The sequence below is a fragment of the Pseudomonas sp. GW823-FHT02F05 genome (assembly GCF_058797315.1).
This window is the reverse complement of record NZ_JBXAJM010000029.1, coordinates 21,843-45,797: the sequence shown is the minus strand read 5'-3', so window position 1 is coordinate 45,797 and position 23,955 is coordinate 21,843. Positions and strand designations below refer to the sequence as shown.

Sequence of the window (23,955 nt, the reverse complement as noted above, 5' to 3'; positions counted from 1 at the left end):
CTACAAGTAAATGATTTCGAGGGTGCCGGACCCATTGATACGCACGACATCGCGCAGATCCAGCGATTGGATGGGGGCCAGGTACGTCTTGATGCGCATCGTGCCGGTCAGGACCTGTATGGCGAGCGGGCCCGTAGTCACGCCGGTCTTGTCGGTAAAGCCCATGAGGCTGTTGGCAGCCATGGGGATCTGCCGCGCAGTGGAACTGCTCCAGGCTGCGCCATTGCTGGTGGAGTCGGTGCGGTACAGCGTGGATAAGCTGTCGGCGCTGAATTCCGCTGGGTCGACCGTCAGGTAGAAACGTCCGATTTTGTTGTTGCTGGCGTCCAGGTCCAGGCCATAGGCCGTTTCATCGGTGCCGCCGGTGGCTGAGCCATCGCGATTGTCTTTCATACGCAGGCCGAAGCGGGCCGGAGCATCGCAGGTCACGCTCAGGCGCACGGTGCGCGTCGGTAGCGGTGTTTCGTGGGTGGCACTCAGATCCTTGGCGTACAGCGTGCCGTAGTCCACGACGCCCTGGTCCGACAGTGTCGGTTGGCAGGCGGTCGGCGCGAAGTGGGCGCGCAACGTGAGGTCGCGGTAACGCCCGCTTGCGCTGTGGTACATCATCCCGCTGACTTCCCAGGTGGTGGCGTCGCGTACCTGGGTGGCGGCCGGGTCGGCCCAGGCGCGCAGAGTCAACTGCAACGCCAGGGTTTTCCCCTGCAATATCGTGCCTTGGTGCAGCGGCGCGATGCCATGGTCGGGCCGCCATTCCAGCACGCTGGCGCTGCTCACCGGCGCCTGGCCTGCGCCGGGTAACAAGCCCAGTTCCACCGCCCGGCCGTCGAGCACGGCGTTGCCGACTTCTATGGCATAGCTGCCGTTGGGAGTGAATTGCAGACGTTGCGCGGAGGCGGCGGTGCCGCGATAAAACAGGCTCAGGTCCTGGGCCTGGGGGCAGGTGAACGTCAGGCTCAAACGGCGCTCGCCGAGCAGGCGTTGCGGCGCGCTGTCGCTTTGCGCCAGGCGACTCATCAAGCCCAAATCCACCAGCGGTTCGCTGAGGTTGAATTGGCATTCCTCAAAGGCTTGAGCAGTGCCGGCAAACGCGAGCAATAACCCCAGGCTCACGTAGCGCAAACAGGTTGCAGGGTGCATGGCAGTAGTCCTCATGGTGTGTGGCAACGAGCAGGTGCGGTTTCGAAATACACCGTGGGGTCGGCTTTTGCCGGCAGTTGGTAGCGCAATTCACAGCGTTTGCCTTGCGAGGTGGTGATCCACAGCGCTCCTTGGTCCAGCACATTGGGCAGGAACACCTGGCTGGCGTCCTGCACCAAGGTGATGAACTCACCTGTGGTCGTCGTAACGGAGGCTCCCACCGGCATGGGGTTTCCATGATCGTCGCTGACGGTGAGCAGCATGCGGCGGGTCAGGCCCACACCGAACTCGACCCGATCGACAGCGCCACGCCCGGCCGAGATCACGGCCAGGCCATTGTTGATATCGGCGTTGCGCGGTAGTGAGCGGGTCTGCACTTCCACTGGGCTGCGCCCGTAGGCGGCCACCTGCGGCACCACGGCCTGGCCTTGCCAGTCGGTCCACACCGGCCCACTGGGGGTGCTGAGCTTGATGCCGCTCATGTCGCCGACGGATACCAGAGCGAAGGTGTCGCGCACCGGGTAGGGGGTAAATGTCATGCCGTCGCCATGCACGACTACACCGCCGCGGGCGCCGCCCTGGTAGCTCGAACGCTCGGCATCGGAGCGGCTGTAGCTCAAGTCGAGTTGGGTATAGCGCGGCAATGCCGAAACGCCCACGCTGGTTTCCACCTGATGGTCACTGCTGTCGTGTTCGGCGCTGACGCGGTAGCTCAGTTGGTCGTCGATCTGTTCGGTCAGGCCCAGGCCGGTACGGTTTTGGCCGCCGGAGTTGCGCACCCAACTGCGCAGCCGGCGGCTTTCGCCCAACGGCACGCTGACAGTGAGGTAGACCGCGTTGTCCTGTTGCTGGCGTCCGCCCATCTGCCACTCGGCACTGGCCGATAACGAGACTGCGCCAATGCTCGTGCCCCACGCTGCCAGCGCGCGGCTGCTGCTGTTGCCCTCGAAGGTACTCGAACGTGAAACGCCGGCGCTGAATGCGCCCAACTGCGGATGTGACCACCCCAGGTTGATGCTTTGTTGGTCGCGATAGCGTGAGTTGCGCTGACTGCCGTCGCGCTCGTAGGTGCTTTCCTCCAGTTCGCGGTAGCCGCTGCTGCGCCAGGAGTTGGCGGCGCTGAACGACCATCGCTCGCTCAGGCGCTGTGACCAGGAAAGATCGGTCTGCACGCCCGAGACTTTTTCCCACGACTGGGTGTTGGACAATTGGGTAGACACCTGGATCTGACTGTCCAGCCACGGCAGCCAGCCCAGGCTGGCGCCCGCCGAGCGATACTCGCCGGTCGCCAGCACGCCACTGCCCAGGGTCAGTTGCGGATGCAAGTTCCCGGTCCAACCGGCGCTGACCACCCACGGCGCCTCTGCCTCGGCCCCGCCGACGTTACGTACGCGCCCCGCTGCGACCGAATAGCCGGGTGCAGGCAGGCCGAGACCGAGCATGGCGGCGGGTACGGTGAAACGTCGTTCCCCGCCGACACTTTCCTTGACCGTGACTTCGACGTCCGAGCGCGTATTCAGGCGACGTACATCGTTCAGCACAAACGGCCCGGCAGGCACCACGGTGGAGTGAATCAGCGCGCCGTTCTGGCGCACCTCTACCTGTGCCGGGCTGTTGGCGATCCCCTGAATTTGCGCGCTCTGGCCTTGCTCCTGAAGGGCGTGTTCGGTCAGCACCTGCACGCCGGTGATCTGTGCGCCAGACAACACCGGGTTATAGAGGTTGATCTGCCCGGCCTGCAGCACTGCCTGATGGCTGGCGAAGGTCCGTTGCGCGTAGGCCTCCAAGTGGGTGCTGCGCGATAAGCCATCCTGCCAGGTCTGTACTTGGCGGCTGCGCACGATCCAGTCGCCGGCGTTGAAGCCGACTTCGGTGTTGGCTGAACCAAACCGGCTGGCGTCTTCGCCAAAGCGGTTGTAGAACCCGCTCAGGTCGTAGTTGAGCATCCCGGCAAACCCGCCGGTCTGGTAGCCCGAGATGTCCTGTTGCACGGGGCGCAGTGCTTCGGTGGGCACGACCAGTGCCAACGTCAGTGTCGACGGGTCCGGTTCCACCAGGCTTTGCGGATACCGCAGAAGAAAATCCTGACAACCCACGGGGTCAGCGGGTATCACCAGGTTGGCGGCGTCCAGCAACGCACGGTCCAGGCAGGGGTTGCCCTGTTGATCGAAACTGACCTCCAGGCGTCCCCGGCGCAGGCCATTGACCCGCAGGTTGACGTTATGACGGCCGGCGGCAAAGCGCGGGGTTGCCAGCAGCAGGCTGGCCAACTGTGGATCGATGCCGCGCTGATGCAAGGTCTGGGCGTCGAAGCCTGCGGGGCTGGTGTCGTCGGCCCACGCCTTGTCCGGCATAAGCGCATACAGCAGCAACACCAGCGGCAAGGCTGGGCGAATGGGCACGGCTTCGCCGTCACGGTAACTCAATACTGTTTTCACGCAAGGTACTCGCTTAGTGAACGCACAGCCCTCATTGGGTTCGGGGCTTTGGGCGTTCTGGTGACGGTCGATAAGCCGTCACTTCGTTATCCAGGCGGCGGTCTTGGCGACGCCTGTGGTTTTCTGTCAGAGGGTGATGGGGGCGTCGTAGGCCTTGACCGCAAACCCGTACACAGTGGCCGGTTGTAGCCTCACCGTCTTGGCTTGGCCACCGCTGGCAGGCACGCTCAAGGCTTCACCTGGCAGCACGTAGGTGCGCGGCAGCATCGCCTTGCCGTCGCCGGGCAACAGCCGCAGCTCCTGGGCCAGGCGCACCACATAGGGCGTGTCATTACGCACCTGCAATTGGCCGTCGCGCAGGGTCCATGTCAGGCCGGTCCAGGGGCTGCGATTGGGTGCCAGGCCCTTGGGATGCACAATCACCGGCAGGTTCTGGCGCACGGTCACGCCCACGCGGGCATGACCGGCGGCAGTGGCTGCGCGGCCCTGGGGCATGCCTTCGAACACGGCGCGTTTGAGCCGCTGGGTGAGCAACGGTTTTTGGTTTTGCAGAATAAAGCGCACCAACTGGGATTTGGACGCTTCGACTCGGGACAGCGGCGGCGTCACCACCAGCAGGGGTTCGGTGTCTTCCGGAATATCCTGCAAGGTCACATGCAACAACGAGAGCTGGCTGTCGGAGTTGGTCACCGAAACGGAAGCTTCACCATCGGCCTCGTGGACGATCACCACGGATGTGTCCGGGACCATGCCGTCAGCCTTTGCTTGGTTGCCGAATATCAGCAGCAGGGCAATAAGGCCGAACGCGGTGTTTGAGCATGTCATCGTCATGATGGGTTTTCCATTAGGCGAAATGAGTGGGTCAGAGGTAACGCAAATCCAGAACGATGGAGCCGTCGAGGGGCACTTCCTGATTCAGGGTCAGGTACTGCGAAAAGTTGATGGCGGTGTCCACTTGAAGCTGGACCCTCAACTGGCTGATGAAGTCGGGCTGACGGTCGCCCGTCGGAGCAAATGCCATATAGGATCGTGGATAGCCATTGGGCTCGGGCGTCCAGCTTTCGCCGCTGTTGGTGGAGGCCAGGACTTGCATGGCCTGGGAGTCCCCCACTGGGTTGCGGTACGACAACGCCACGGAGCCGAGGCGTTCGTCCGGTGCATGGATGTTTCTGCCCAGCCCATAGAAAAAATCCGGTGCCAGGGAAGACTCCGCACGATTGTCGATACCCACCAGCGCAAACAGCATGGGCCTGGCGCATTGCACCTGCAGTTCGAGTTGTCGGCTGGGCAGCACGGTGAATTCGTCGACAAGGAGGGTGTGTGCGGGGATCTTTCCGTGGTCGACAAAGCCTTCATCCGACAGCTCGATATAGCAGGCATCCGGTGTCACACGACCGGTTACCGTAAGCTCGGCAGCGCTGCCCGCACTGGCCTTGGCCGCAGCGCACAGGGATAACAACAGCACGGTAAAGAAACGGGTGAACATAGTCATCGATTCATCACTGGCACGGGTGAGCACAGCCCACGGCGAAGCCCATGCCCTTCAAGGGTAAGGGCATGGGGCGCCATGGGTCAGAGGTACTTCACTTCAAGGGTGGCGGAGCCGTCGATGGTCACTTCGTTGCTCAGGTCCAGGCCGTCGGCGCGGTGAATTGCAGTGCTTACACCCACATCAACGCTCAAGTCCTTGACCGCCAGGGGCAGGGTAAGGTCCTCCATTGAGGCAACTGACATGTACAGGCCTGGGTCCAGGAACTTCTCTTTGAACCAGGTCTGGCCCTGGTCAGTGGAACCGATCGTCTGCACTACAACGCCATCATCGGCGACCGGGTTGCTCAAGGTGAGGAAGTAGTAACCCAGTTTCTGGGTATCGTTGATAAAACCCAGGCCAAAGTACGAGCTGCTCATGCTGGAACTTGCCCGATTATCAATCGGGTGCAGGGCAAACTGAATCGGAGCGTCACAGTTGACCGTCATCGTCAGGGTGCGTTTATCCAGATATGTTGCGTCGTCCAGATTCAGATCCTTGGCGGAAATCTTGCCGTGGTCGACCACGCCACCACCGGACAAGCTGGGTGTGCAAGCGCTGGGCACGATCAGCCCCTTGACGGTCAGGTCAACGGACGATGCAGCGAAGGTTGTCGCCGAGCCGAGCAGCAATACGCCGGCGGCCAGGGTGGTCAATCGGGTTTTCATCGTAGGGACTCCTTAAAGGTAATTGACTTGTACGGTGGCGTGACCGTCGATAGGGACTTCGTCGGTCAACGTCAGGTTGTTGGCAGGTGCGATGTGGGTGATCAGGCGGATCTCGGCGTCCAGTTCCTGGACTGCAATCGGTATCACGTCGTCGCTGTGGGCGATCGCCGTCAGCAAGGTATGGCTGAGCATCACCGAAGGCATCCAGGTCACGCCGCCATCCCTTGAGGTGATGGTGCGCACGGAGACGCCGTCGGCCACGGGCAAATAGAGACCCAGCCCGGCATCGCCGACTTTTTCATCGCTGGGTGTGGTGCCCAGCCCATGCCAGCTGAAGTGGCTGGCGGCGGTGCCTGAACGGTTGTCGATGGTGTTGAGGGTGAAGTACGTCGGCCCGTCGCAGCGCACACTCAACAGCATGGTTTCCCTGGGCAGATCGGTGTAGGTGTCGGTGTTGAGGTCCTTGACCGACACCTTGCCGAAGTCCACAGTCCCGCCGCCGGAGATGACTGGTGAGCAAGCGCTGGGGGTGATGCTGCCGCGCACGAGCAAGTCTGTGTTGCTGGCGGCGAATGCTGTCGGGCTGAGGAGCAAGGCGCCTATCAGGCCGGATGCAAAAACATTCATGTCAGTGAATCTCCTTGGGCATGGGGCAGAGGCGTTATAGGTATTTGACTTCAAGCGTGGCGGACCCGTTGATTGGAACCTCTGTGGTCAGATCCATTCCTGCTGTCGGCGCGATGATGGTTGCCACCATGAGGTCTGCCAACACCTGCTGGACCGGGGTGGGTGCCCACCTGCCGGTGGTGTTGTCGCCAAACGAAGCGAGGTAGGAGGCTGGCCACATGTCACCCGGGAAACTTGCCCGCCAGGTGAGGCCGTTATCCGAGGACTCAATCATGGAGATCGCTGCGCCATCGGCGATTGGATTGCTTAAGGTCAGGGAGAAACTGCCTAATTTTTTTCCGCTGACCAAGCCCAGGCCATAGCTGTTCCTCGGATCGTGGGCGTCACCAACGTTATCAATGCCCTTCAGGGCTAGCAGGGTTGGCGCATCGCACGTGATGCCCAGTTGCAGGTTGTGACTTTTAAGCACGGTCCATCCATCCAGCCTCAAATCCTTGGCCGAAATTTTTCCGTGGTCGACAATCCCGCCGCTTGAAAGGCTAGGTGCACAGGCGCTGGGTGTGATCAGCCCTTTGACGGCCAGTTCCACGCTGCTGGCTGCGAATACCGATGAACTCATGGCGAGCAGCAGGACACTGCTCAATAGGGCTACAGGGCTCTTCATTTTTCTGTTTTTTCCATTGCAGGCTGGCAGATAGAGGTGCGTGCAACGCAACGCCCGCGCTGGTGTCGGCGGGTGGTTGTCGGTGCGACGGTCTCGATATTTTTTGCGGCTGCCGGGGAGTGGCAAGCCGTCCCTCTTTTGGGGTGGGGCACAATTTAGCGAGGAGCGTGCGCGGGGGAAATACAACTAATACGACATTGGCAGGGTGGATCGAATAGGGTGAGTTCGCGTTTTTTCGTAGTTGTTGTATCGGCTTTAAGCCATTCAAAAGGTTATTGGTTTTTCGTCGATAGCATTCAAAGGAATGTGGCGATCGTTGCTGCCTAAGTAGGCCTCTATGGCTATTGCGCCAGTGCCGAAGGTTGCTGCCGTATCAATAGCTACGAAGAGGTACTGATGGGTTCGCTGTCAGGTTCAACCGCAGGCGCGAGCCGCAAATCGAGATCGCCTGTTACTCCCCCGCCTCACTGGCGGCAGTTGCATGTCCTGGTGGCGGAGGATCATTCAGCCCACCGTCTATTGCTGGGTTGCTTGCTGCGAAAACTCGGGTTGGACCATGAGCTGGTCACCGACGGGTATCTCGGGCGAGTGGCTTATGCTCGTCGGCCCTTTGACCTGGTGATCACTGATTGCCAGATGCCCGTCATGGACGGTTACAGCATGGCCCGCGCCATTCGCCAATATGAGCACCACGTCGGCTTGAGGCGAGTGCCGATCATCGCGTTGACCGCCGACCTGCAAAACGACAGCCCCCAGCGCTGCCGCGACGCGGGCATGGATGCCTGGCTGCTCAAGCCTCTGACCCTGGAACAATTACGTGCCGTTCTGGCGCGATGGCTCCCGGATGCCGATCACGTGCCCATCGGTGAGGAGCCTGTTGCGCGGGTTATGGGGTGGCCCGCCCGCGCGAGCCTGGTCGCGACGTTTGGCAGTGAACAGGTGGTCAATCAACTGTTGGAAAATCTGCTGGTCGAGGCTTGGCAAGATCACGACCTGTTGGGCCGTGCCTGTGCCGCATTGAACGCATCATTGACCGCCGAACGCCTCCATCGATTGACGGGTAGCCTGGTATTTATAGGAGGAACAGGGCTTGAGTCCTGTGCCGTGAGGTTGATCGAGCAGGTTCAGCGCGATGGCGTGTCTGCGCACCAGGCGGAGTTGACATCGTTCCAGGCACGCTTGCGCACCTATCTGGATTATCTGTCCACTCTGTGAAAGGTGTTTACAGAGGGTTTAAGTTATTTGGAAGTCTAGTTTTTGCTGTAGGTGGTTTCCTATTATGTTGTAGTCCAAAAAATAGCCGCTACTAAACATTGGCTTCGGCTGCAAGTGGGTCTTTGTTAGTAGTTGTTGATGAGCGCTGACAGAGGTATTTTGCGCGGATTCAAGTTGCCACCATTCGTAGGTATCTATGCTTCGTGTAATTATTGCTGACGATCACCCTATTGTTCGAGTCGGGCAGAGAGTCGTGATTGAGGCGAATGGCAAGTGCAAGGTGGTCGGCGAAGCCGACGGCCCCGATCAATTACTCGGGGTGTTGAGTACTACGGCATGTGATGTGCTGGTCACCGATTTTGCCATGCCGGGCGGTCAGCAAGCTGATGGCTACAGCCTGTTGAGCCTGTTGCGTCGTCAGTACCCGAACGTGCCAGTGATCCTGGTGACGATGTTCGCCAACGTTGCCACCCTGCGTGCCTCCTTCGCCCATGGTGCCAAGGCAGTGGTCGCCAAAAGTGCCTCTGCCAAGGAGTTGCCCCTGGCGATCAAAGCCGTGTGCGCGGGCCAGACCTTCGCCAGTGAATGTCTGCGGGTGCAACTGGTGGAGGCGGGGACAGGCAATCAGTCCCATGAGCCGCAGTTGTCCGGCAAGGAGAGCGAGGTGGTGCGTATGTTGGCCAGCGGCATGACGGTCAGCCAGATCGCGGCCAAGGTCCACCGGAGTATTTCCACTATCAGCAAACAGAAAAGTACAGCGATGCAGCGGCTGAGTATCTCTACCGATGTTGAACTGTTCGCCTATGCGCGTGCATCGGGAATGGTGCCTTAGAAAGTTGCAGTTTTATGACAGTGGTTTAACTAAAGGCCAAGTGCAGGATTCGTATTAGTTGTATGGGGCTGGTGCGCTAAGTGCTCTAACTTGTTGTTAGCGCCTGCTGGCATTAGTTGAGGGTTGTTTGAATTTCCGGTCAAATTAGTTGAGACGAAATACCCATTGTGCGATGTACTTGCTTGTGCCCGCGTAACCGCTGGTTGATCGACCGTAAGTGATGCAACCCTGACGGAGGTCAGTTGCAACGCGCCTGCATTGATAGCCGTCAAGGCCGCGCGGCTAGTGTTCAAGTCCGCACTGCCGACCGCTGAAGAGATCCAGATCGACGGCAGCGCTATTTTTGTCATGAATGCCCATGGTCTTCGCGGCCTGTGCGGATTATCGTGCAGGCCTGACAATAATTGCTGCGGAACCTGCCCATGAGTGCTGCCCACGATGCTCTGATCCATCGCTTCTATGAGGCCTTTCAGCGCCTTGACGCCGAGGCCATGGCCGCTTGCTACACCGACGATGTGGTCTTCAGCGACCCGGCTTTCGGCGAACTGCGCGGGCGGGATGCCGGTGATATGTGGCGCATGCTTACCACGCGGGCCAAGGATTTTTCCCTGACGTTCGACCATGTGCGCAGCGATGACAGCACCGGCAGTGCCCATTGGGTGGCGACGTATTTGTTCAGCGCCACCGGCAATACCGTGGTCAACGATATCGGTGCGCGGTTCGTGTTCCGTGACGGCAAGATCTGTGAACACCACGACCACTTCGACCTGTGGCGTTGGTCGCGCCAGGCGTTGGGCCTCAAGGGCCTGTTGCTGGGTTGGTCGCCCGCGCTGAAAAACGCGGTACGTGCCCAGGCGCTCAAAGGCTTGAAGGCATTTCAGGCCGGGCGTTGATAAGCTTGGCGCTCTTCTGGTTTGCCGACATCGACTTGTGACTGATCCCTCTGAACCCAAACCCTGGTTCGTCTACCTGGTGCGTGCCGCCAATGGCTCGCTGTACTGCGGTATCAGCAATGACCCCGTGCGCCGGTTTGCCTCGCACCAAAGCGGCAAGGGCGCACGGTTTTTTCTGTCCAGCCCTGCCGTGGCCTTGGTCTATACCGAGCAATGTGCGAGCAAGGGCGAGGCGCTGCGTCAGGAGCGCTTGATCAAGAAATTGAAGAAGAGTGCCAAGGAGTGCCTGGCCGCGAGTGGCCTCGAGGGCGGCATACACAAAAATAGTTGCGAACCCATGTGAGGTAAACCTGCGCCCCATCCGTGTAGTGCTTGAAACTGCGATCTATTCGCATTAACAGCGTTTTCAACACGGGTTCTCAGAGCATGAAGTCGACGGCGGGCGGTTGGGTAAAACAGTGGCTGGGAGCTTCGGTCTTGGCAGTGTCGGGGCTGGCGTTGCTGCCCTTGAGCGTTGCGCGTGCGCAGGAGCAGCACAGCGCCCAGTTCAATTTTGCCCTGGCAGCCAAACCACTGCCCCAGGCCCTGAGCGAGTTCAGCCGGGTCACCGGCATCAGCGTGATCTATACCGATGAAGCGCCCTACGGTCTAAATGCCCCGGCGGTCAGTGGGCCGATGACGGCGAGCCAGGCGCTGCAACGCCTGCTGAGCCGATCCGGCTTCACGTTCCGCCAGATCGATGCCCGCACCCTGGCGCTGGAGCCGGTGCCAACCGACGGCGCCGTCAACCTCGGCGCTACCACCATCAGCGGCGCCAACCTCGCCCAGGACAGCACCAGCTACCAACCGCCGCCGACCAGCTCGGTAATGCGCTCCCATGGGTTGCTGTTGGAAACCCCACAAACCGTCAACGTAGTGCCTGCTCAAGTGCTGCGCGACCAGCAACCGCGCAACCTGGATGACGCGCTGGGCAATATCAGCGGTATCACCCAGACAAACACCCTCGGCAGCACCCAGGACGCGGTGATGTTGCGCGGCTTTGGCGACAACCGTAACGGCTCGATCATGAAGGACGGTATGCCAATGGTGCAGGGCCGTGCCTTGAACGCGACAGCCGAGCGCGTCGAAGTGCTCAAGGGCCCGTCGTCGCTGTTGTATGGCATCCAGGACCCAGGCGGTGTAGTCAATATCGTCAGCAAAAAGCCTGAGCTGGTGCAGTCCACCTCCCTGACCGCACGCGGTTCGACCTTCGGCAGCGGCAAGAACGGCAGCGGCGGCAACCTCGACACCACCGGGCCCCTGGGTGACAGCGGCCTGGCTTATCGCCTGATCCTCGACCATGAAGACGAAGATTACTGGCGCAACTACGGCACCCACCGCGAAACCCTGGTGGCGCCGTCCCTGGCCTGGTATGGCGACACCACCCAAGTGCTGCTGGCCTATGAGCACCGCGAATTTCTCGCGCCGTTCGACCGTGGCACCGCCATCGACCCCAAGACCAACCATCCGTTGAACATCCCCGCCACCCGCCGTCTGGATGAACCGTTCAACAATATGGAAGGGCGCTCCGATCTGTACCGCCTGACTGTCGATCATGATCTCAACGACGACTGGAAAGCCCACTTCGGTTACAGCTGGAACCGCGAGACCTACGACGCCAGCCAGGTGCGCGTGGTCAAGGTCAACACCAACGGTACCCTGACCCGCAGCATGGACGGCACCCAGGGCGCGCTGACCACCGACCGCTTCGCCACCGCCAGCCTCGAAGGCAAGGTAGATGTCGCGGGTATGCAGCACGACCTGGTGTTCGGCCTGGACGATGAGTACCGCAAGATCTACCGCGCCGACCTGATCCGCCAGGCACCGCGGGGCAGCTTTGATTACACCAATCCGGTATACGGCAACGAAGTCGCCGGTTCCAAAGTCAGCGCGCCGGACAGCAACCAGACCGATCTTTTGCGCAGCGATTCGCTGTTCTTCCAGGATGCCATCCACCTCAACGATCAATGGATTCTGGTCGGCGGTGCGCGCTACCAGATGTACGACCAATACGCCGGCAAAGGCGTGCCGTTCACCGCCAACACCGACGGCAATGGCCAGAAGTGGGTGCCTCGGGCCGGGTTGGTGTATCGCTACAGTGACGAATTGTCGTTCTACGGCAGCTACACCGAGTCGTTCAAACCCAACTCCACCATCGCGCCACTGGCCAATAAAACCGTGTTGAATGGCAGTTTGCAGCCGGAGGAATCCAAAGCCTGGGAGCTGGGTACCAAGTTCGACCTGCCGGGGCGTATCACCGCCAGCGCAGCGTTGTTCACCATCGATAAACGCAACGTGTTGGTGCAGGTAGGCGAGGGCCTGACCTCGGAGTACAGCGTGGCCGGCAAAGTGCGCTCCCGTGGTCTGGAGTTGGATGCCAGCGGCCAGCTGACGGATAAGTGGAGCCTGATCGGCAGCTATGCCTACACCGATGCCGAGGTCACCGAAGACCCCAAGCTCAAAGGCAACCGCCTGCAGAACGTGGCAAAAAGCACCGGCTCGCTGTCAGCGGTGTACGACTTCGGCAGCATCCTGGGCGGTGATCAACTGCGCGTCGGCGCCGGGGCGCGTTATGTCGGCGAGCGGGCAGGGGACGCGGCCAACAGTTTCGAACTGCCCAGCTACACCGTGGCCGATGTGTTCGCCAGCTATGACACCAGGCTTGAGGGGCAGAAGGTCAAGTTCCAGCTCAACGTGAAAAACCTGTTCGACCGTACCTACTACACGTCCTCGGTGAATACGCAGTTTGTGTCCATGGGCGATGCGCGGCAGGTGTCGGTGTCCAGCACGCTTACCTTCTAACGCCATCCCTTTGTAGGAGCGAGCTTGCTCGCGAAAAACGTCAACGCTCACGCGGGCTGCCTGGTTCAGCGCGGTGACTGCGCGTTCTTCGCGAGCAAGCTCGCTCCTACAGTGTTAGCGTTGCCGTTATTGTTGATTTTGCGGGAACGGCACACTGATGCACTTTGGAAAATGGATACACACCGGCACTCTGCTGGTCGGCTTAAGCTTCTTGTTGGGCGGCTGCGCCAGCGTTTCACCGACTTCCACCCCGGCAACCCTGGATAAGTTGTTAAGCGACCCGGCGCTGCACGGCGCTACCGTCTCGCTGATGGTGCGCGATGCCCGCAGTGGCGCCACGCTCTATCAGCACAACCCTCGTACCCGGCTGGTGCCAGCGTCCAATCTCAAATTGCTGACCACTGCCGCAGCGATGGATGTACTGGGACCGCAATACCGCTTTGCCACCCAACTGCTGAGCAATGGCATACGCCAGGGCGACCGCCTGACCGGCAATCTTTACCTGCGTGGCCTGGGCGACCCGAGCATTCAGTTTGCCGACTACCAGGCGCTGGCCGCGCAATTGGCCAGCCAAGGCGTGCGCCAGGTGCAGGGTGATCTGGTGTTCGATGACACCTGGTTCGATGCCGAGCGATTGGGGGTGGATTGGTCCCATGACGATGAAACCACCTACTACGGCGCGCAGATTTCGGCGCTGACCGTGGCGCCCAATGCGGATTTTGATGCGGGCAGCGTACTGGTTACGGCCAAGGCGCCATTGCGGAACGGCTCGCCGGTGAGTGTCGATATTTTCCCGCCTACTGATTACCTGCAACTGAGCAACCATGCCATGAGCGGACCGGGCAACAGCTATGGAATCAATCGCCGTCACGGCACTAACCTGTTGCAACTCAGCGGCGCAGTAGCGCCGGGAAAGCAGAGCCAGCAATTGGTCAGCGTCTGGGAGCCAACGCAACTGGTCGCGAATCTGTTTGAACAAGCCTTGGCGCAACAGGGCATCACCGTACTGGGGCGTCGGGTGATGGGCGGGGCAAGCCCGACGGCGGTAACGGTGCTGGCCGAGCACCAATCGGCGCCGTTACAGGCGTTGATCACACCGCTGCTCAAGCTTTCGAACAACAATATGTCTGAAGCCTTGCTCAAGGCCATGGGGCGCAAGACGGCCAATAGCGGCACGGCAGCGGCGGGCGCTGTGGCGGTGGCCGGGTTCCTCAAGCGCCAGGGGCTGGAAACCGTCACATTCAGTCAGGTCGACGGCTCAGGCCTGTCGCGGCGCAACCTGGTGTCGTCGCAAACCCTCACCGACCTGCTGCTGGCCGCCAGCAAACAGCCGTGGTTTGACGCCTGGTACAACGCGCTGCCGATTGCCGGCAACACCGACCGCATGACCGGCGGCAGCCTGCGCTATCGCTTGCGCGACACACAGGCGCAAAACAACCTGCACGCCAAGACCGGCTCCATGGGCGGCGTGTCGTCATTGAGTGGGTACATCACCGATGCCGGCGGGCGCAAGCTGGTGTTCTCGATGCTGACCAACAACTACGTGGTGGCCGGCGCGCAGGTCAAGGCGTTGGAGGATCGCGTGGCCGTGGCGCTGGCGCGCAGCGACGATTGATTCAGGGCTGATAGCCCATCCGCCAACTCACGGCCCGGGTCGCCGCCAGCAGATGCTGCGCCGCCGGGCCATCTTCATCGGCATGGAACAGCGAGGTTGGGCCGACCACGGTCATCACCGCCGCGACTTGCCCGACCGCATTGAACACCGGCGCCGACAACGCATCCACGCCGGGCATCAGCAGGCCATGTACAAAATGCAGGCCGCGGCTGCGGATTTGCTCGCACACGCTGGCATAGGCTTGATCGTCCGCCAAGGTGTGAGCGGTGCCGGCTTGAACCTCGCGTTCGCGCAACTCCACGGTTTCCCGCGACGGCAAGTAGGCGCTGAACACCAGTCCGGTGGACGAGCTGAGCAGCGGCAGCACTGAGCCCAACTGCGTCACCACGGTGACGGCGCGCACGGCTGGCTCAATCTGCACCACGGTCGCGCCCTGGTTGCCCCACACCGCCAGAAAGCAGGTTTCATTCAACTCATCGCGCAGTTCGGCCAAGGGCATGGCGCCGACTTTCAACACATCCATGCTGCCCAGCGCCGCCAGCCCCACGCGCAACGCTTCGCGGCCCAGGCCGTAATGGTTGGTGGCGCTGTTCTGTTCGGCAAAACCCGAGGCGATCAGCGCCTGCAAATAGCGGTGGACCTTGCTCGCTGGCATCTGCACATGCTCTGCCAGGCGTGACAGCGAGGTGGCCGGGGACAGTTCGGCCAGGGCCTTGAGAATATCGGTGCCGACTTCCGCCGAGCGGACTTTCTGTTTACCGGTGTCGCGGGGCTTTTCCATGGAAGGGCGAGAATCCGAGAGATGAATGGGCGTCTTTATAGCTTGACGGTCGACAGTGATCAAATTACGTTATGCGTAACTGGATTACGATAAAAACAACTTCTGTACAGAGGAAGATCCATGGACCTCGAATACCTTTCGGGTTTCGGCAACGAATTCGCCAGCGAAGCCTTGCCTGGCGCGCTGCCGGTCGGCCAGAACTCGCCGCAAAAAGCCCCCTACGGGCTCTACACCGAACTGTTTTCCGGCACTGCCTTCACCATGGCGCGTAGCGAAGCCCGGCGCACCTGGCTGTACCGCATCCAGCCGTCCGCCAATCACCCGGCGTTCGTCAAACTTGCGCGGCAATTGGCCGGTGGCCCGCTGGGGGCGGTGACGCCCAACCGCCTGCGCTGGAACCCGCTGGATATTCCGAGTGAACCCACGGACTTTATCGATGGACTGGTCGGCATGGTTGCCAACTCGGGGTCGGAAAAACCTTCGGGCATCAGCATTTATAACTACCGCGCCAATCGTTCCATGGAGCGCGTGTTCTTCAACGCCGACGGCGAGTTGCTGATCGTACCGGAGCAGGGCCGCTTGCGCATCGCCACCGAACTGGGCGTGCTGGATGTCGAGCCGCTGGAAATCGTGGTGCTGCCCCGTGGCCTCAAGTTCCGTGTCGAACTGCTGGACGCGCAAGCCCGCGGCTACGTCGCTGAAAACCATGGCGCCCCGCTGCGCCTGCCTGACCTGGGGCCGATTGGCAGCAACGGCCTGGCTAACCCGCGCGATTTCCTCACGCCCGTCGCCCGTTACGAAGACCTCAAGCAACCGACCACGCTGGTACAGAAATTCCTCGGCGAACTGTGGGCCTGCGAGCTGGATCACTCACCGCTCAACGTGGTCGCCTGGCACGGTAATAACGTGCCGTACAAATACGACCTGCGTCGCTTCAACACCATTGGCACGGTGAGTTTTGACCATCCGGATCCGTCGATCTTCACCGTGCTGACCTCGCCCACCAGCGTGCACGGCCTGGCCAACCTCGACTTCGTGATCTTCCCGCCGCGCTGGATGGTGGCCGAGAACACCTTCCGGCCGCCGTGGTTCCATCGCAACCTCATGAACGAATACATGGGCCTGATCCAGGGCGCCTACGATGCCAAGGCCGAAGGCTTCCTGCCGGGCGGCGCGTCGCTGCACAGTTGTATGAGCGCCCACGGCCCGGATGGCGAAACTTGCACCAAGGCCATCAACGTGGACCTGGCGCCGCACAAGATCGATAACACCATGGCCTTCATGTTCGAGACCAGCCAAGTGCTGCGTCCGACCCAGTTCGCCCTGGAGTGCCCCCAACTGCAACCTGCTTACGACGCGTGCTGGGCCTCGCTGCCCGCCACCTTCAACCCGAACCGGAGATAACCCATGACTCAACCAACGCAGACCCGCAGCTGGGTGGCCTCGGCCAATGGTCACGCGGATTTCCCCCTGCAAAACCTGCCCCTGGGCGTGTTCAGTATCAACGGCTCGGCCCCGCGCAGTGGCGTGGCGATTGGCGACATGATCCTCGACCTGCACGCCGCGCTGGATGAGTTTGACGGTGACGCCCGGCGCGCCGTCGAAGCCACTGCGGGCGGGCAGTTGAACGCGTTTTTCGAACTGGGCCGTGGGCCTCGCGTTGCCCTGCGCCAGCGCCTGCTGGAACTGCTGGCCGAAGGCAGCAAGCTGCAAACCCGCGAGGCGCAAGTGCTGCACCGTGCCGCCGATTGCCAGATGCACCTGCCGGCCAAGATCAATGACTACACCGACTTCTACGTCGGCATCGAGCACGCGCAAAACGTCGGCAAATTGTTCCGCCCCGATAACCCGCTGTTGCCGAACTACAAGTACGTGCCGATTGGTTACCACGGCCGTGCCTCGACCATTCGTCCCTCGGGTACAGAGGTGCGACGCCCTAAGGGCCAGGCCTTGCCAGCCGGTCAGTCCGCGCCGACCTTTGGCCCATGCGCGCGCCTGGACTATGAGTTGGAGCTGGGCATCTGGATCGGCCAGGGCAATGCCATGGGCGATGCGATTGCCATTGGTGATGCCGCCGAGCATATCGCCGGTTTCTGCCTGCTCAACGACTGGTCGGCGCGGGATATCCAGGCCTGGGAGTACCAGCCGCTGGGGCCGTTCTTGTCGAAAAGCTTTATCACCAGCGTCTCGCCGTGGGTGGTGACTGCCGAAGCCTTGGAGCCTTTCCGCAAAGCCCAGCCACCGCGCCCTGAAGGTGATCCGCAACCGCTGCCATACCTGCTGGATAAGCGCGATCAGAACGCGGGCGCCTTTGATATCGAACTGGAAGTGCTGCTCACCACGGCCTCGATGCGTGAGCAAAACCTGCCCGCCCATCGCCTGACCCTGAGCAACACCGAGCACATGTACTGGACCGTGGCGCAAATGGTGGCGCACCACAGCGTCAATGGCTGCCAGTTGCAGGCGGGTGACCTGTTTGGTTCGGGCACGTTGTCTGGCCCGCAGCCGGGGCAGTTCGGCAGCCTGTTGGAAATTACCGAAGGCGGCAAGAAGCCGATTGAATTGGCCTCCGGCGAGGTACGTAAATTCCTTGAAGACGGCGACGAAATCATTCTGCGTGCCCGTTGCAGCCGCGAGGGCTTTGCCTCCATCGGCTTCGGCGAATGCCGCGGTACCGTGGTCGCGGCGCGCTGAGAGGGCAGGGCCATGGAACTCTATACTTACTACCGTTCTACCGCGTCGTATCGAGTACGTATTGCCCTGGCCCTCAAAGGCCTGGATTTCACCGCGCTGCCGGTCAACCTGCTGGTGCCGGCAGGCGGCGCCAACCGCCGGCCTGAATACCTGGCGATCAACCCCCAAGGGCGCGTGCCGGCGTTGCGTACCGATGAAGGGGCGTTGTTGATTCAGTCACAGGCGATCATCGAGTACCTGGAAGAGCGTTATCCACAGGTGCCGATGTTCTCCAGGGATTTGCTCGCCAGGGCTCATGAGCGGGCGGTGGCGTCGATCATCGCCTGTGATATCCACCCGTTGCATAACTCCAGCACCCAGAACTTGCTGCGCAAGTGGGGGCACGATGAGGCGCAATTGCTGGAGTGGATCGGGCACTGGATCAGCCAGGGCCTGGGCGCTGTGGAGCAGTTGATTGGCGACACCGGGTTTTGCTTTGGTGAGCAGCCGGGCTTGGCCGATGCGTTTCTTATCCCGCAGTTGTATGCGGCCGAGCGCTTCAAGGTGCCCTTGGCGGCATACCCACGCATTGGGCGGGTGGCGGCGTTGGCGGCCCAACATCCAGCCTTCATGCAGGCCCACCCCGCCAATCAACCTGACACCCCCTGAACCCCCTGTAATGATCGTTCCTACGCTCAGCGTGGGAACGCCTCATGTGGCGCTCTGCGTCACGGCTCTAAAAACGGACGCGGAGCGTCCAGGGCTGTATTCCCACGCAGAGCGTGGGAACAATCATAAAAAAACAGGTACCTTGCGATGCACAATCAGATTGCCAGCTTTCGTGCGGCACTCGACGCCCGTCCGGTGTCGCGCTACCAATGGTTGATTCTCCTGCTGCTGGCACTGCTACTGGTCACCGATGGCTATGACGCTCAGGTGCTGGGCTATGTAGTGCCGGCGCTGGCCCAGGATTGGGGCCTGGAAAAGTCCGCGTTTGGCCCCGTGTTCAGCGCCAACTTGCTGGGCCTCACCCTGGGCTCGCTGCTGGTGACACCGCTGGCGGATCGGTTTGGCGTGCGACGTATTCTGCTGGCGTGCGTGCTGATCTACGCCAGCCTCACGGTATTGATGGTGTTCGCCAATTCCCTGACCACGTTGATGGCGGCGCGGTTTATCTGCGGCATTGGCATGGGCGGCGCGATGCCCAGTGCCATGGCATTGATGTCTGAATACTCGCCGCCGCGGATGCGCACCTTGATGGTGACCCTGGCGGCCTGCGGCTTCTCGTTCGGCGGCGCAGCAGGCGGCTTTGTGGCGGCCGGGTTTATCGATGGTTTTGGTTGGCAGGCTGTGTTCCTGGCGGGTGGTGTGACGCCGCTGCTGCTGTTCCCGTTCCTGGTGTGGCTGTTGCCCGAATCCTTGCCACGCCTGTTGCGCGATGCACCGCCGTATCTGCGTTTGCGCAAAGTCACGGCGCGGATGCTGCCCGATTGGCAACCGCCACCGGCGACCGAAGCTGAAAACTTGCAGGAGCAGGGCAGCAAACTGACGGTGGTGGAGCTGTTTCGCAACGGCTACGCGCGCCCGACGCTGCTGATCTGGGCGACTTTCTTTGTCAGCCTGATCCTGCTGTATTTCATGATCAGTTGGTTGCCGTCGCTATTGCTCGAAAGCGGCCTGGCATTGAACGAAGCCAACCTGGTCACCTCCATGTTCCTGTTCGCTGGCACCTTGGGCGCCATCCTCATGGCCTGGTTTGCCGACCGTCTGAAAAGCAAAGTGCGGTTACTGTCCGGCGTGCTGGCGGCGGCAGCGCTGTGCACCATTCTGCTGGGCTTGAACCACGACAACCCACGCTACCTGGTGGCCTGCGTGTTTGCAGCAGGGTTCTGCATCATCGGCGGGCAACTGACCCTCAATGCCTTCGCGAGCAACTTCTACCCGGCGCACGTGCGCGCCACCGGCACGGGTTGGGCGTTGGGTGTGGGGCGGTTCGGGTCAATTCTGGGGCCGCTGTTTGGCAGCCTGTTGTTGGCGATGCATATACCGGTCGAGCAGATTTTCTTCTTCTGCGCGATTCCGGCGGTGATTGCAGCGTTGTTGATTATTCAGGTGCGCTCGCCGGGACCCACTACACCGAACACGCCATTGCCTGGCGATATTCTCAATCGCTAACTGTAGGAGCGAGCTTGCTCGCGAAAAACGTTAACGATAACGCGGGCATCCTGGTTAAACGGGGTGTCCTGGGTTTTTTCGCGAGCAAGCTCGCTCCTACAGTTGGGAGTTGGGTCAATGCACCACTGAGTTGGGCGGCAGATGCCCCAGCCGCTCGGTCAGGCGCAGGCGCTGGATCGGGTCGTCGCTGAGCAGCAGGGCGTGTTCCAGGTCGAAGCGTTCGGCGCTGGGGCAGTCCAGGCGTTGATACAGGCTGGCCCGCGCCAGGTAGTCGGAGGCGCTGGCGTTGCCCAGTTCCAGTACGCGCTCGGCGTCCACCAGGGCGGCCAGTGGCTCGTCGTTGGCAAGGTAGAGTTGGCGCAGGTTGCGCGACAGCCGTTGCAGGATGGCCCGTGGCCCGGCGGTCAGCAGGTGATCGGCCTGCAATTTCAGCTTCGCCCCGTACTGGCGCGCCAGCAACTCGCGACAGTCGTTGGGGTACAGGCGCCGGCCGCCGCAAGGGTCCAACAGGTGGTCGGCTCCCGGTACCCGCAGCAGGAAGTGCCCAGGGAAGTTCACGCCGACCAGGGGGATATCCAGGCGCCGTGCCATCTCCAGTGCGATCAGGCCCATGGCCAAGGGTTGCCCGCGTTTGCGTTGCAGCACTTTGTCCAGCAGCGCGGCGGCGGGGCGCAACGGCGTGTGGTCATCCTGGGCAAACCCCAGGTCATTCATGCGCCGCAGCAGCGGCTGGCCGAGTTCATCCGCCGGTAGCAGGGGCATGCCCAGGCTGACCTGTTGTTGTAGCGCGCCAAGGTCGTGCAGGATCAACGCCGGCTGCACGCTGGCGTCATGCTCGGCAGCAATCCACAGCGCGGCCTCAAACAGCGCGGGGGGTGAACGGTCCAGGCAGGCGAAAAAGGCGGTGCGGGGATTCATTGAGTTCTCCGGCATATGCCCCCGTTTTAGCCTTGCTGCGAATTTTCGTCCAGCATCTTGAGAGATATCCCACGCTCTTATGTCGTAGATCCCACGAAAACGCGCGGCTTATTCCAGCGCAATCCAGCAGTTTTCTGCCGCAAGCCTATACTTGGCCCACTACCAGAAGTGATTCGGGAGCCCATTGATGTTTGCGCTCATGCACAGCACCCGCCTTGAATCGCTGCACCTGAGCGTTGATCCGGTGACCGGCTTGAAGGCGATCATCGCCATCCACAACAGTCGCCTGGGCCCAGCGTTGGGTGGCTGTCGCTACCTGGCTTACCCTAATGATGAAACCGCCGTGGCCGATGCTGCGCGGCTGGCCCAAGGTATGAGCTACAAAGCCGCGCTGGCCGGACTGCCGGTGGGCGGCGGCACGGCGGTGATCATCCGCCCCGTGCACGTGGAAAGCCGTGCGGCGCTGTTCGAGGCGTTTGGCCGTTGTGTGGAAAAACTCGACGGCCGCTTCATCACCTCGATCGACAGCGGTACCTCGGTCGCCGACATGGACTGCATTGCCCAGAACACTCGCTTTGTCACCAGCACCACCGCCGCCGGAGACCCTGCACCTCATGCTGCCATGGGGGTGTTTGCCGGTATCCGCACTACCGCCATGGCGCGCCTGGGCAGCGACAACCTCGAGGGCCTGCGCGTCGCGGTGCAAGGCCTGGGGAATGTCGGTTATGCCCTGGCCGAACAATTGCACGCCGCCGGTGCCGAGCTGCTGGTCAGCGACATCGACCACGGCAAGGTGCAACTGGCCATGGAGCAACTGGGTGCCCACCCGATTGCCAACGACGCCTTGCTCAGCACGCCCTGCGACATCCTCGCACCGTGCGGCGTGGGCGCCGTATTCAACCGTAACAGCGTCGGCCAGTTGCGTTGCGCCGCCGTGGCGGGTTCGGCCAGCGCTCAACTGACCAACCTGGACATCGCCGACCAATTGGAAGGCCGCGGCATCCTCTACGCACCGGACTATGTGATCAACTCTGGCGGGCTGATCTACGTCGCCCTCAAACACGCCGGTACCGACCTGCCAGGCATCACCGCGCACCTGTCGAACATCGGCAGCCGCCTGACCGAAATCTTTGCCCACGCCCAAGCCGAAAAACGCTCCCCCGCACGGGTGGCCGATGAGCTGGCCGAACGCCTGCTGTACAAATAGGGCAGGCATTAAAAAGGCCCTGAATCCATGATTCAGGGCCTGTTCAATTCGGGCTTTACTCCGCCGCCGGGTTCAGCAACTCGGACAATGCGTCCGGTTGGCTCTTGAACGCCTTGGCAAAGACATCGCGGTTCTTCGCCATGTAGATCCCGGCTTCTTCCACCTGCTGCTCGCTCAACGACGGCACGGCTTTTTGCAACACCTCTGCCAGCAACTCAGCGAGTTCAAGCATCTTGTCATGACGGTCAGCTTCGGCTTTATCCATGAACAAACGCTCCAGATCTCGGCTGCTGCGGTATACCACTTCGACGGCCATTCACCACCTCACATGCCTTCACGATAGTTGTCTTTTGCGACTACTGTATTTATATACAGCGAAAAGGATAAGCCAAACGTCGGGGTTTGGGTAGTAGGTTTTTAATGTAGTTGGGAAATAGGGGGGCTGAACCGGAAATTTCGCACGGCACGCTGAGGTTGATGGTCGATCGTTCCCACGCTCCGCGTGAGGATGCATCCCGTGACGCTCCGCGTCACCCACGAGCAGGTCTGAGGGACGCGGAGCGTCCCAGGCGGCGTTCCCACGCGGAGCGTGGGAACGATCGGGCTGTGGCGAGGGCTCGGATTTCTGTGCCTCATGCCACCGAGCCATCATCTCATGGCAGTGCTGGCCTTTTTTCTGCATGCAGAACAACCGTCACGTCCACCCCGCATTATCCGGTCGAGCCGACCTAAGGAAGCATCATCGTGAAAATCAATTGGGCCGAAAGGCTGCGTCAGCAAGTACACGGGCTGGCCGAGTCGCTGGGTAATCTGTTTGTCGAGTCGTTCCATTACCTGGCGCTGTTCGCCATTGGTGCGGTGACCGCCTGGGCGGCGGTGATGGAATTTCTGGGGATGCTGGAGAACGGGCACATCAAGATCGATGACATCTTGCTGTTGTTCATCTACCTGGAATTGGGCGCGATGGTCGGGATTTACTTCAAGACCAACCACATGCCGGTGCGCTTTCTGATCTACGTGGCAATCACCGCGCTCACGCGTTTGCTGATCTCCAACGTGTCCCACCACAACCCGCCGGACCTGGGCATCATCTACCTGTGCGGCGGTATTTTGCTGTTGGCGTTTGCGATCCTGGTGGTGCGCTATGCGTCGTCGGCCTTCCCTTCGGTGAAGGTCGAAAGCCCGCGTCGCAAGGGCGAAGCGAGCCTTGAGACCGAGAAAGGCGAGCTTTAAAGCCCGACGCTGAAGGGCAGGGTACGGGCGGGCGGTCGCTGCAGGAGTTTGTGGCTGTCGCCGTCCGTCATCAGCTCCAGGATTTCCACGGCGCTGTGGCCCTGTTCGATGGCGATGCCGAACTGGATGCTTTGCACCAGGCGCCTGAGGCGCTGCGGGTCGTTGCGTTGTTCGGCGCTGATCATGCGCTTGGCCACCACGCCAGTCTCGTCAGACAGGGTGAGCATGATGCTGCCGTCCAGCCGTTGGATGCTCAGGTTGACGCGGTATTGGGGGCTGAACGTGTCGGTGATGATCTGAAAAGGATTGTCCATGGTGCGTTACCGCCTGATAAGAACATGCAGTCATTGACGGCCGGTGTCGGGATTAGTTCGCATTGCCTGACCACTGGCCAAATTCCGTTTTCCTCAAAAGTTCTACAGCAAAGGACGTGCCGTACAGCGATTTACCCGACATAGATATTCAAATGTGGGAGCGGGCTTGCCCGCGATTGCGGTCCTTCAGCCA

General features: G+C 61.2%; 23 protein-coding genes. 12 read left to right on the top strand and 11 right to left on the bottom strand.

The window, feature by feature from the left end:
* The 7 genes from AC1RAC_RS26115 to AC1RAC_RS26085 form a co-directional block, all read right to left on the bottom strand.
* Positions 1-1,140, bottom strand: coding sequence for a DUF1120 domain-containing protein (locus AC1RAC_RS26115; protein WP_172415462.1), 1,140 nt, complete (start codon positions 1,138-1,140; stop codon positions 1-3).
* 11 nt (positions 1,141-1,151) lie between these two features.
* Positions 1,152-3,566 (bottom strand): fimbria/pilus outer membrane usher protein, encoded by a 2,415-nt coding sequence (locus AC1RAC_RS26110; protein ID WP_089041424.1) that lies wholly within the window; start codon positions 3,564-3,566, stop codon positions 1,152-1,154.
* A gap of 138 nt (positions 3,567-3,704) precedes the next feature.
* Positions 3,705-4,409, bottom strand: a complete 705-nt coding sequence (locus tag AC1RAC_RS26105) for a fimbria/pilus chaperone family protein (protein ID WP_034128691.1) — start codon at positions 4,407-4,409, stop codon at positions 3,705-3,707.
* A 31-nt stretch (positions 4,410-4,440) separates the two neighbouring features.
* Positions 4,441-5,070, bottom strand: coding sequence for a DUF1120 domain-containing protein (locus AC1RAC_RS26100; RefSeq protein WP_054921061.1), 630 nt, complete (start codon positions 5,068-5,070; stop codon positions 4,441-4,443).
* A gap of 80 nt (positions 5,071-5,150) precedes the next feature.
* A complete protein-coding gene (locus tag AC1RAC_RS26095; protein WP_054921063.1) occupies positions 5,151-5,774 on the bottom strand; it encodes a DUF1120 domain-containing protein in 624 nt (207 codons plus the stop codon).
* A gap of 12 nt (positions 5,775-5,786) precedes the next feature.
* Positions 5,787-6,401, bottom strand: coding sequence for a DUF1120 domain-containing protein (locus AC1RAC_RS26090; RefSeq protein ID WP_186527863.1), 615 nt, complete (start codon positions 6,399-6,401; stop codon positions 5,787-5,789).
* Positions 6,402-6,435: 34 nt separating this feature from the next.
* Entirely contained in the window at positions 6,436-7,191 is a 756-nt protein-coding gene (locus AC1RAC_RS26085; RefSeq protein ID WP_492617109.1) for a DUF1120 domain-containing protein, read from the bottom strand.
* 270 nt (positions 7,192-7,461) lie between these two features.
* Between AC1RAC_RS26085 and AC1RAC_RS26080 the strand changes: the two genes are divergently transcribed.
* The 6 genes from AC1RAC_RS26080 to dacB all read left to right on the top strand — a co-directional run bounded on the left by AC1RAC_RS26080 (position 7,462) and on the right by dacB (position 14,461).
* The gene (locus AC1RAC_RS26080; protein WP_492617108.1) at positions 7,462-8,280 is read left to right on the top strand and encodes a response regulator; all 819 of its coding nucleotides are present in this window, start codon (positions 7,462-7,464) and stop codon (positions 8,278-8,280) included.
* 196 nt (positions 8,281-8,476) lie between these two features.
* Positions 8,477-9,112 carry a response regulator gene (locus AC1RAC_RS26075; RefSeq protein ID WP_034128686.1) on the top strand — a complete coding sequence of 212 codons (636 nt, stop codon included), beginning with the start codon at positions 8,477-8,479 and terminating at the stop codon, positions 9,110-9,112.
* A 422-nt stretch (positions 9,113-9,534) separates the two neighbouring features.
* Positions 9,535-10,005 (top strand): nuclear transport factor 2 family protein, encoded by a 471-nt coding sequence (locus tag AC1RAC_RS26070; RefSeq protein ID WP_054897730.1) that lies wholly within the window; start codon positions 9,535-9,537, stop codon positions 10,003-10,005.
* Positions 10,006-10,042: 37 nt separating this feature from the next.
* Positions 10,043-10,348, top strand: coding sequence for a GIY-YIG nuclease family protein (locus tag AC1RAC_RS26065; protein WP_060763558.1), 306 nt, complete (start codon positions 10,043-10,045; stop codon positions 10,346-10,348).
* Positions 10,349-10,431: 83 nt separating this feature from the next.
* Positions 10,432-12,846, top strand: coding sequence for a TonB-dependent siderophore receptor (locus AC1RAC_RS26060; RefSeq protein WP_492617107.1), 2,415 nt, complete (start codon positions 10,432-10,434; stop codon positions 12,844-12,846).
* A 157-nt stretch (positions 12,847-13,003) separates the two neighbouring features.
* A complete protein-coding gene (gene dacB, locus AC1RAC_RS26055) occupies positions 13,004-14,461 on the top strand; it encodes a D-alanyl-D-alanine carboxypeptidase/D-alanyl-D-alanine endopeptidase (protein ID WP_492617106.1) in 1,458 nt (485 codons plus the stop codon).
* A 1-nt stretch (position 14,462) separates the two neighbouring features.
* Here dacB and AC1RAC_RS26050 read toward each other — a convergent pair whose 3' ends face one another.
* Entirely contained in the window at positions 14,463-15,242 is a 780-nt protein-coding gene (locus AC1RAC_RS26050) for an IclR family transcriptional regulator (protein ID WP_054897733.1), read from the bottom strand.
* A 120-nt stretch (positions 15,243-15,362) separates the two neighbouring features.
* Between AC1RAC_RS26050 and hmgA the strand changes: the two genes are divergently transcribed.
* The 4 genes from hmgA (at position 15,363) to AC1RAC_RS26030 (ending at position 20,090) form a co-directional block, all read left to right on the top strand.
* The gene (gene hmgA, locus AC1RAC_RS26045; protein WP_054897734.1) at positions 15,363-16,646 is read left to right on the top strand and encodes a homogentisate 1,2-dioxygenase; all 1,284 of its coding nucleotides are present in this window, start codon (positions 15,363-15,365) and stop codon (positions 16,644-16,646) included.
* Between the two features lie 3 nt (positions 16,647-16,649).
* Positions 16,650-17,936 (top strand): fumarylacetoacetase, encoded by a 1,287-nt coding sequence (fahA, locus tag AC1RAC_RS26040; RefSeq protein ID WP_492617105.1) that lies wholly within the window; start codon positions 16,650-16,652, stop codon positions 17,934-17,936.
* 12 nt (positions 17,937-17,948) lie between these two features.
* Positions 17,949-18,584 (top strand): maleylacetoacetate isomerase, encoded by a 636-nt coding sequence (gene maiA, locus AC1RAC_RS26035; protein ID WP_259038602.1) that lies wholly within the window; start codon positions 17,949-17,951, stop codon positions 18,582-18,584.
* Positions 18,585-18,731: 147 nt separating this feature from the next.
* On the top strand, positions 18,732-20,090 hold the full coding sequence (locus AC1RAC_RS26030; protein ID WP_034128677.1) for an MFS transporter: 1,359 nt from the start codon (positions 18,732-18,734) through the stop codon (positions 20,088-20,090).
* Positions 20,091-20,204: 114 nt separating this feature from the next.
* Here AC1RAC_RS26030 and AC1RAC_RS26025 read toward each other — a convergent pair whose 3' ends face one another.
* Positions 20,205-21,008, bottom strand: a complete 804-nt coding sequence (locus AC1RAC_RS26025; RefSeq protein ID WP_492617104.1) for a SirB1 family protein — start codon at positions 21,006-21,008, stop codon at positions 20,205-20,207.
* A 187-nt stretch (positions 21,009-21,195) separates the two neighbouring features.
* On the opposite strand from AC1RAC_RS26025, the gene AC1RAC_RS26020 reads away from it, so the two are divergent.
* On the top strand, positions 21,196-22,215 hold the full coding sequence (locus AC1RAC_RS26020) for a Glu/Leu/Phe/Val dehydrogenase family protein (protein WP_034128675.1): 1,020 nt from the start codon (positions 21,196-21,198) through the stop codon (positions 22,213-22,215).
* A gap of 55 nt (positions 22,216-22,270) precedes the next feature.
* On the opposite strand, the gene AC1RAC_RS26015 is transcribed toward AC1RAC_RS26020, so the two are convergent.
* The gene (locus AC1RAC_RS26015; protein ID WP_003188807.1) at positions 22,271-22,531 is read right to left on the bottom strand and encodes a YebG family protein; all 261 of its coding nucleotides are present in this window, start codon (positions 22,529-22,531) and stop codon (positions 22,271-22,273) included.
* Between the two features lie 428 nt (positions 22,532-22,959).
* Here AC1RAC_RS26015 and AC1RAC_RS26010 point away from each other — a divergent pair, with 428 nt between their 5' ends.
* Positions 22,960-23,448, top strand: a complete 489-nt coding sequence (locus AC1RAC_RS26010; RefSeq protein ID WP_014717052.1) for a phosphate-starvation-inducible protein PsiE — start codon at positions 22,960-22,962, stop codon at positions 23,446-23,448.
* On the opposite strand, the gene AC1RAC_RS26005 is transcribed toward AC1RAC_RS26010, so the two are convergent.
* Positions 23,445-23,762: a DUF3509 domain-containing protein gene (locus tag AC1RAC_RS26005; protein WP_034128674.1), complete on the bottom strand. Its 318-nt coding sequence runs from the start codon at positions 23,760-23,762 to the stop codon at positions 23,445-23,447. The two genes, AC1RAC_RS26010 and AC1RAC_RS26005, sit on opposite strands and share 4 nt — an antisense overlap.
* Between the last annotated feature and the right edge of the window lie 193 nt (positions 23,763-23,955).

Coding starts and splice junctions, on each gene's coding strand:
- fahA (WP_492617105.1), top strand. CDS start 16,650: ATGACTCAACCAACGCAGACCCGCAGCTGGGTGGCCTCGGCCAATGGT.
- AC1RAC_RS26005 (WP_034128674.1), bottom strand. CDS start 23,762: ATGGACAATCCTTTTCAGATCATCACCGACACGTTCAGCCCCCAATAC.
- AC1RAC_RS26015 (WP_003188807.1), bottom strand. CDS start 22,531: ATGGCCGTCGAAGTGGTATACCGCAGCAGCCGAGATCTGGAGCGTTTG.
- AC1RAC_RS26075 (WP_034128686.1), top strand. CDS start 8,477: ATGCTTCGTGTAATTATTGCTGACGATCACCCTATTGTTCGAGTCGGG.
- AC1RAC_RS26105 (WP_034128691.1), bottom strand. CDS start 4,409: ATGACGATGACATGCTCAAACACCGCGTTCGGCCTTATTGCCCTGCTG.
- AC1RAC_RS26115 (WP_172415462.1), bottom strand. CDS start 1,140: ATGCACCCTGCAACCTGTTTGCGCTACGTGAGCCTGGGGTTATTGCTC.
- AC1RAC_RS26080 (WP_492617108.1), top strand. CDS start 7,462: ATGGGTTCGCTGTCAGGTTCAACCGCAGGCGCGAGCCGCAAATCGAGA.
- AC1RAC_RS26030 (WP_034128677.1), top strand. CDS start 18,732: ATGCACAATCAGATTGCCAGCTTTCGTGCGGCACTCGACGCCCGTCCG.
- AC1RAC_RS26025 (WP_492617104.1), bottom strand. CDS start 21,008: ATGAATCCCCGCACCGCCTTTTTCGCCTGCCTGGACCGTTCACCCCCC.
- AC1RAC_RS26095 (WP_054921063.1), bottom strand. CDS start 5,774: ATGAAAACCCGATTGACCACCCTGGCCGCCGGCGTATTGCTGCTCGGC.
- maiA (WP_259038602.1), top strand. CDS start 17,949: ATGGAACTCTATACTTACTACCGTTCTACCGCGTCGTATCGAGTACGT.
- AC1RAC_RS26060 (WP_492617107.1), top strand. CDS start 10,432: ATGAAGTCGACGGCGGGCGGTTGGGTAAAACAGTGGCTGGGAGCTTCG.
- AC1RAC_RS26020 (WP_034128675.1), top strand. CDS start 21,196: ATGTTTGCGCTCATGCACAGCACCCGCCTTGAATCGCTGCACCTGAGC.
- AC1RAC_RS26090 (WP_186527863.1), bottom strand. CDS start 6,401: ATGAATGTTTTTGCATCCGGCCTGATAGGCGCCTTGCTCCTCAGCCCG.
- AC1RAC_RS26050 (WP_054897733.1), bottom strand. CDS start 15,242: ATGGAAAAGCCCCGCGACACCGGTAAACAGAAAGTCCGCTCGGCGGAA.
- AC1RAC_RS26100 (WP_054921061.1), bottom strand. CDS start 5,070: ATGACTATGTTCACCCGTTTCTTTACCGTGCTGTTGTTATCCCTGTGC.
- AC1RAC_RS26070 (WP_054897730.1), top strand. CDS start 9,535: ATGAGTGCTGCCCACGATGCTCTGATCCATCGCTTCTATGAGGCCTTT.
- hmgA (WP_054897734.1), top strand. CDS start 15,363: ATGGACCTCGAATACCTTTCGGGTTTCGGCAACGAATTCGCCAGCGAA.
- dacB (WP_492617106.1), top strand. CDS start 13,004: ATGCACTTTGGAAAATGGATACACACCGGCACTCTGCTGGTCGGCTTA.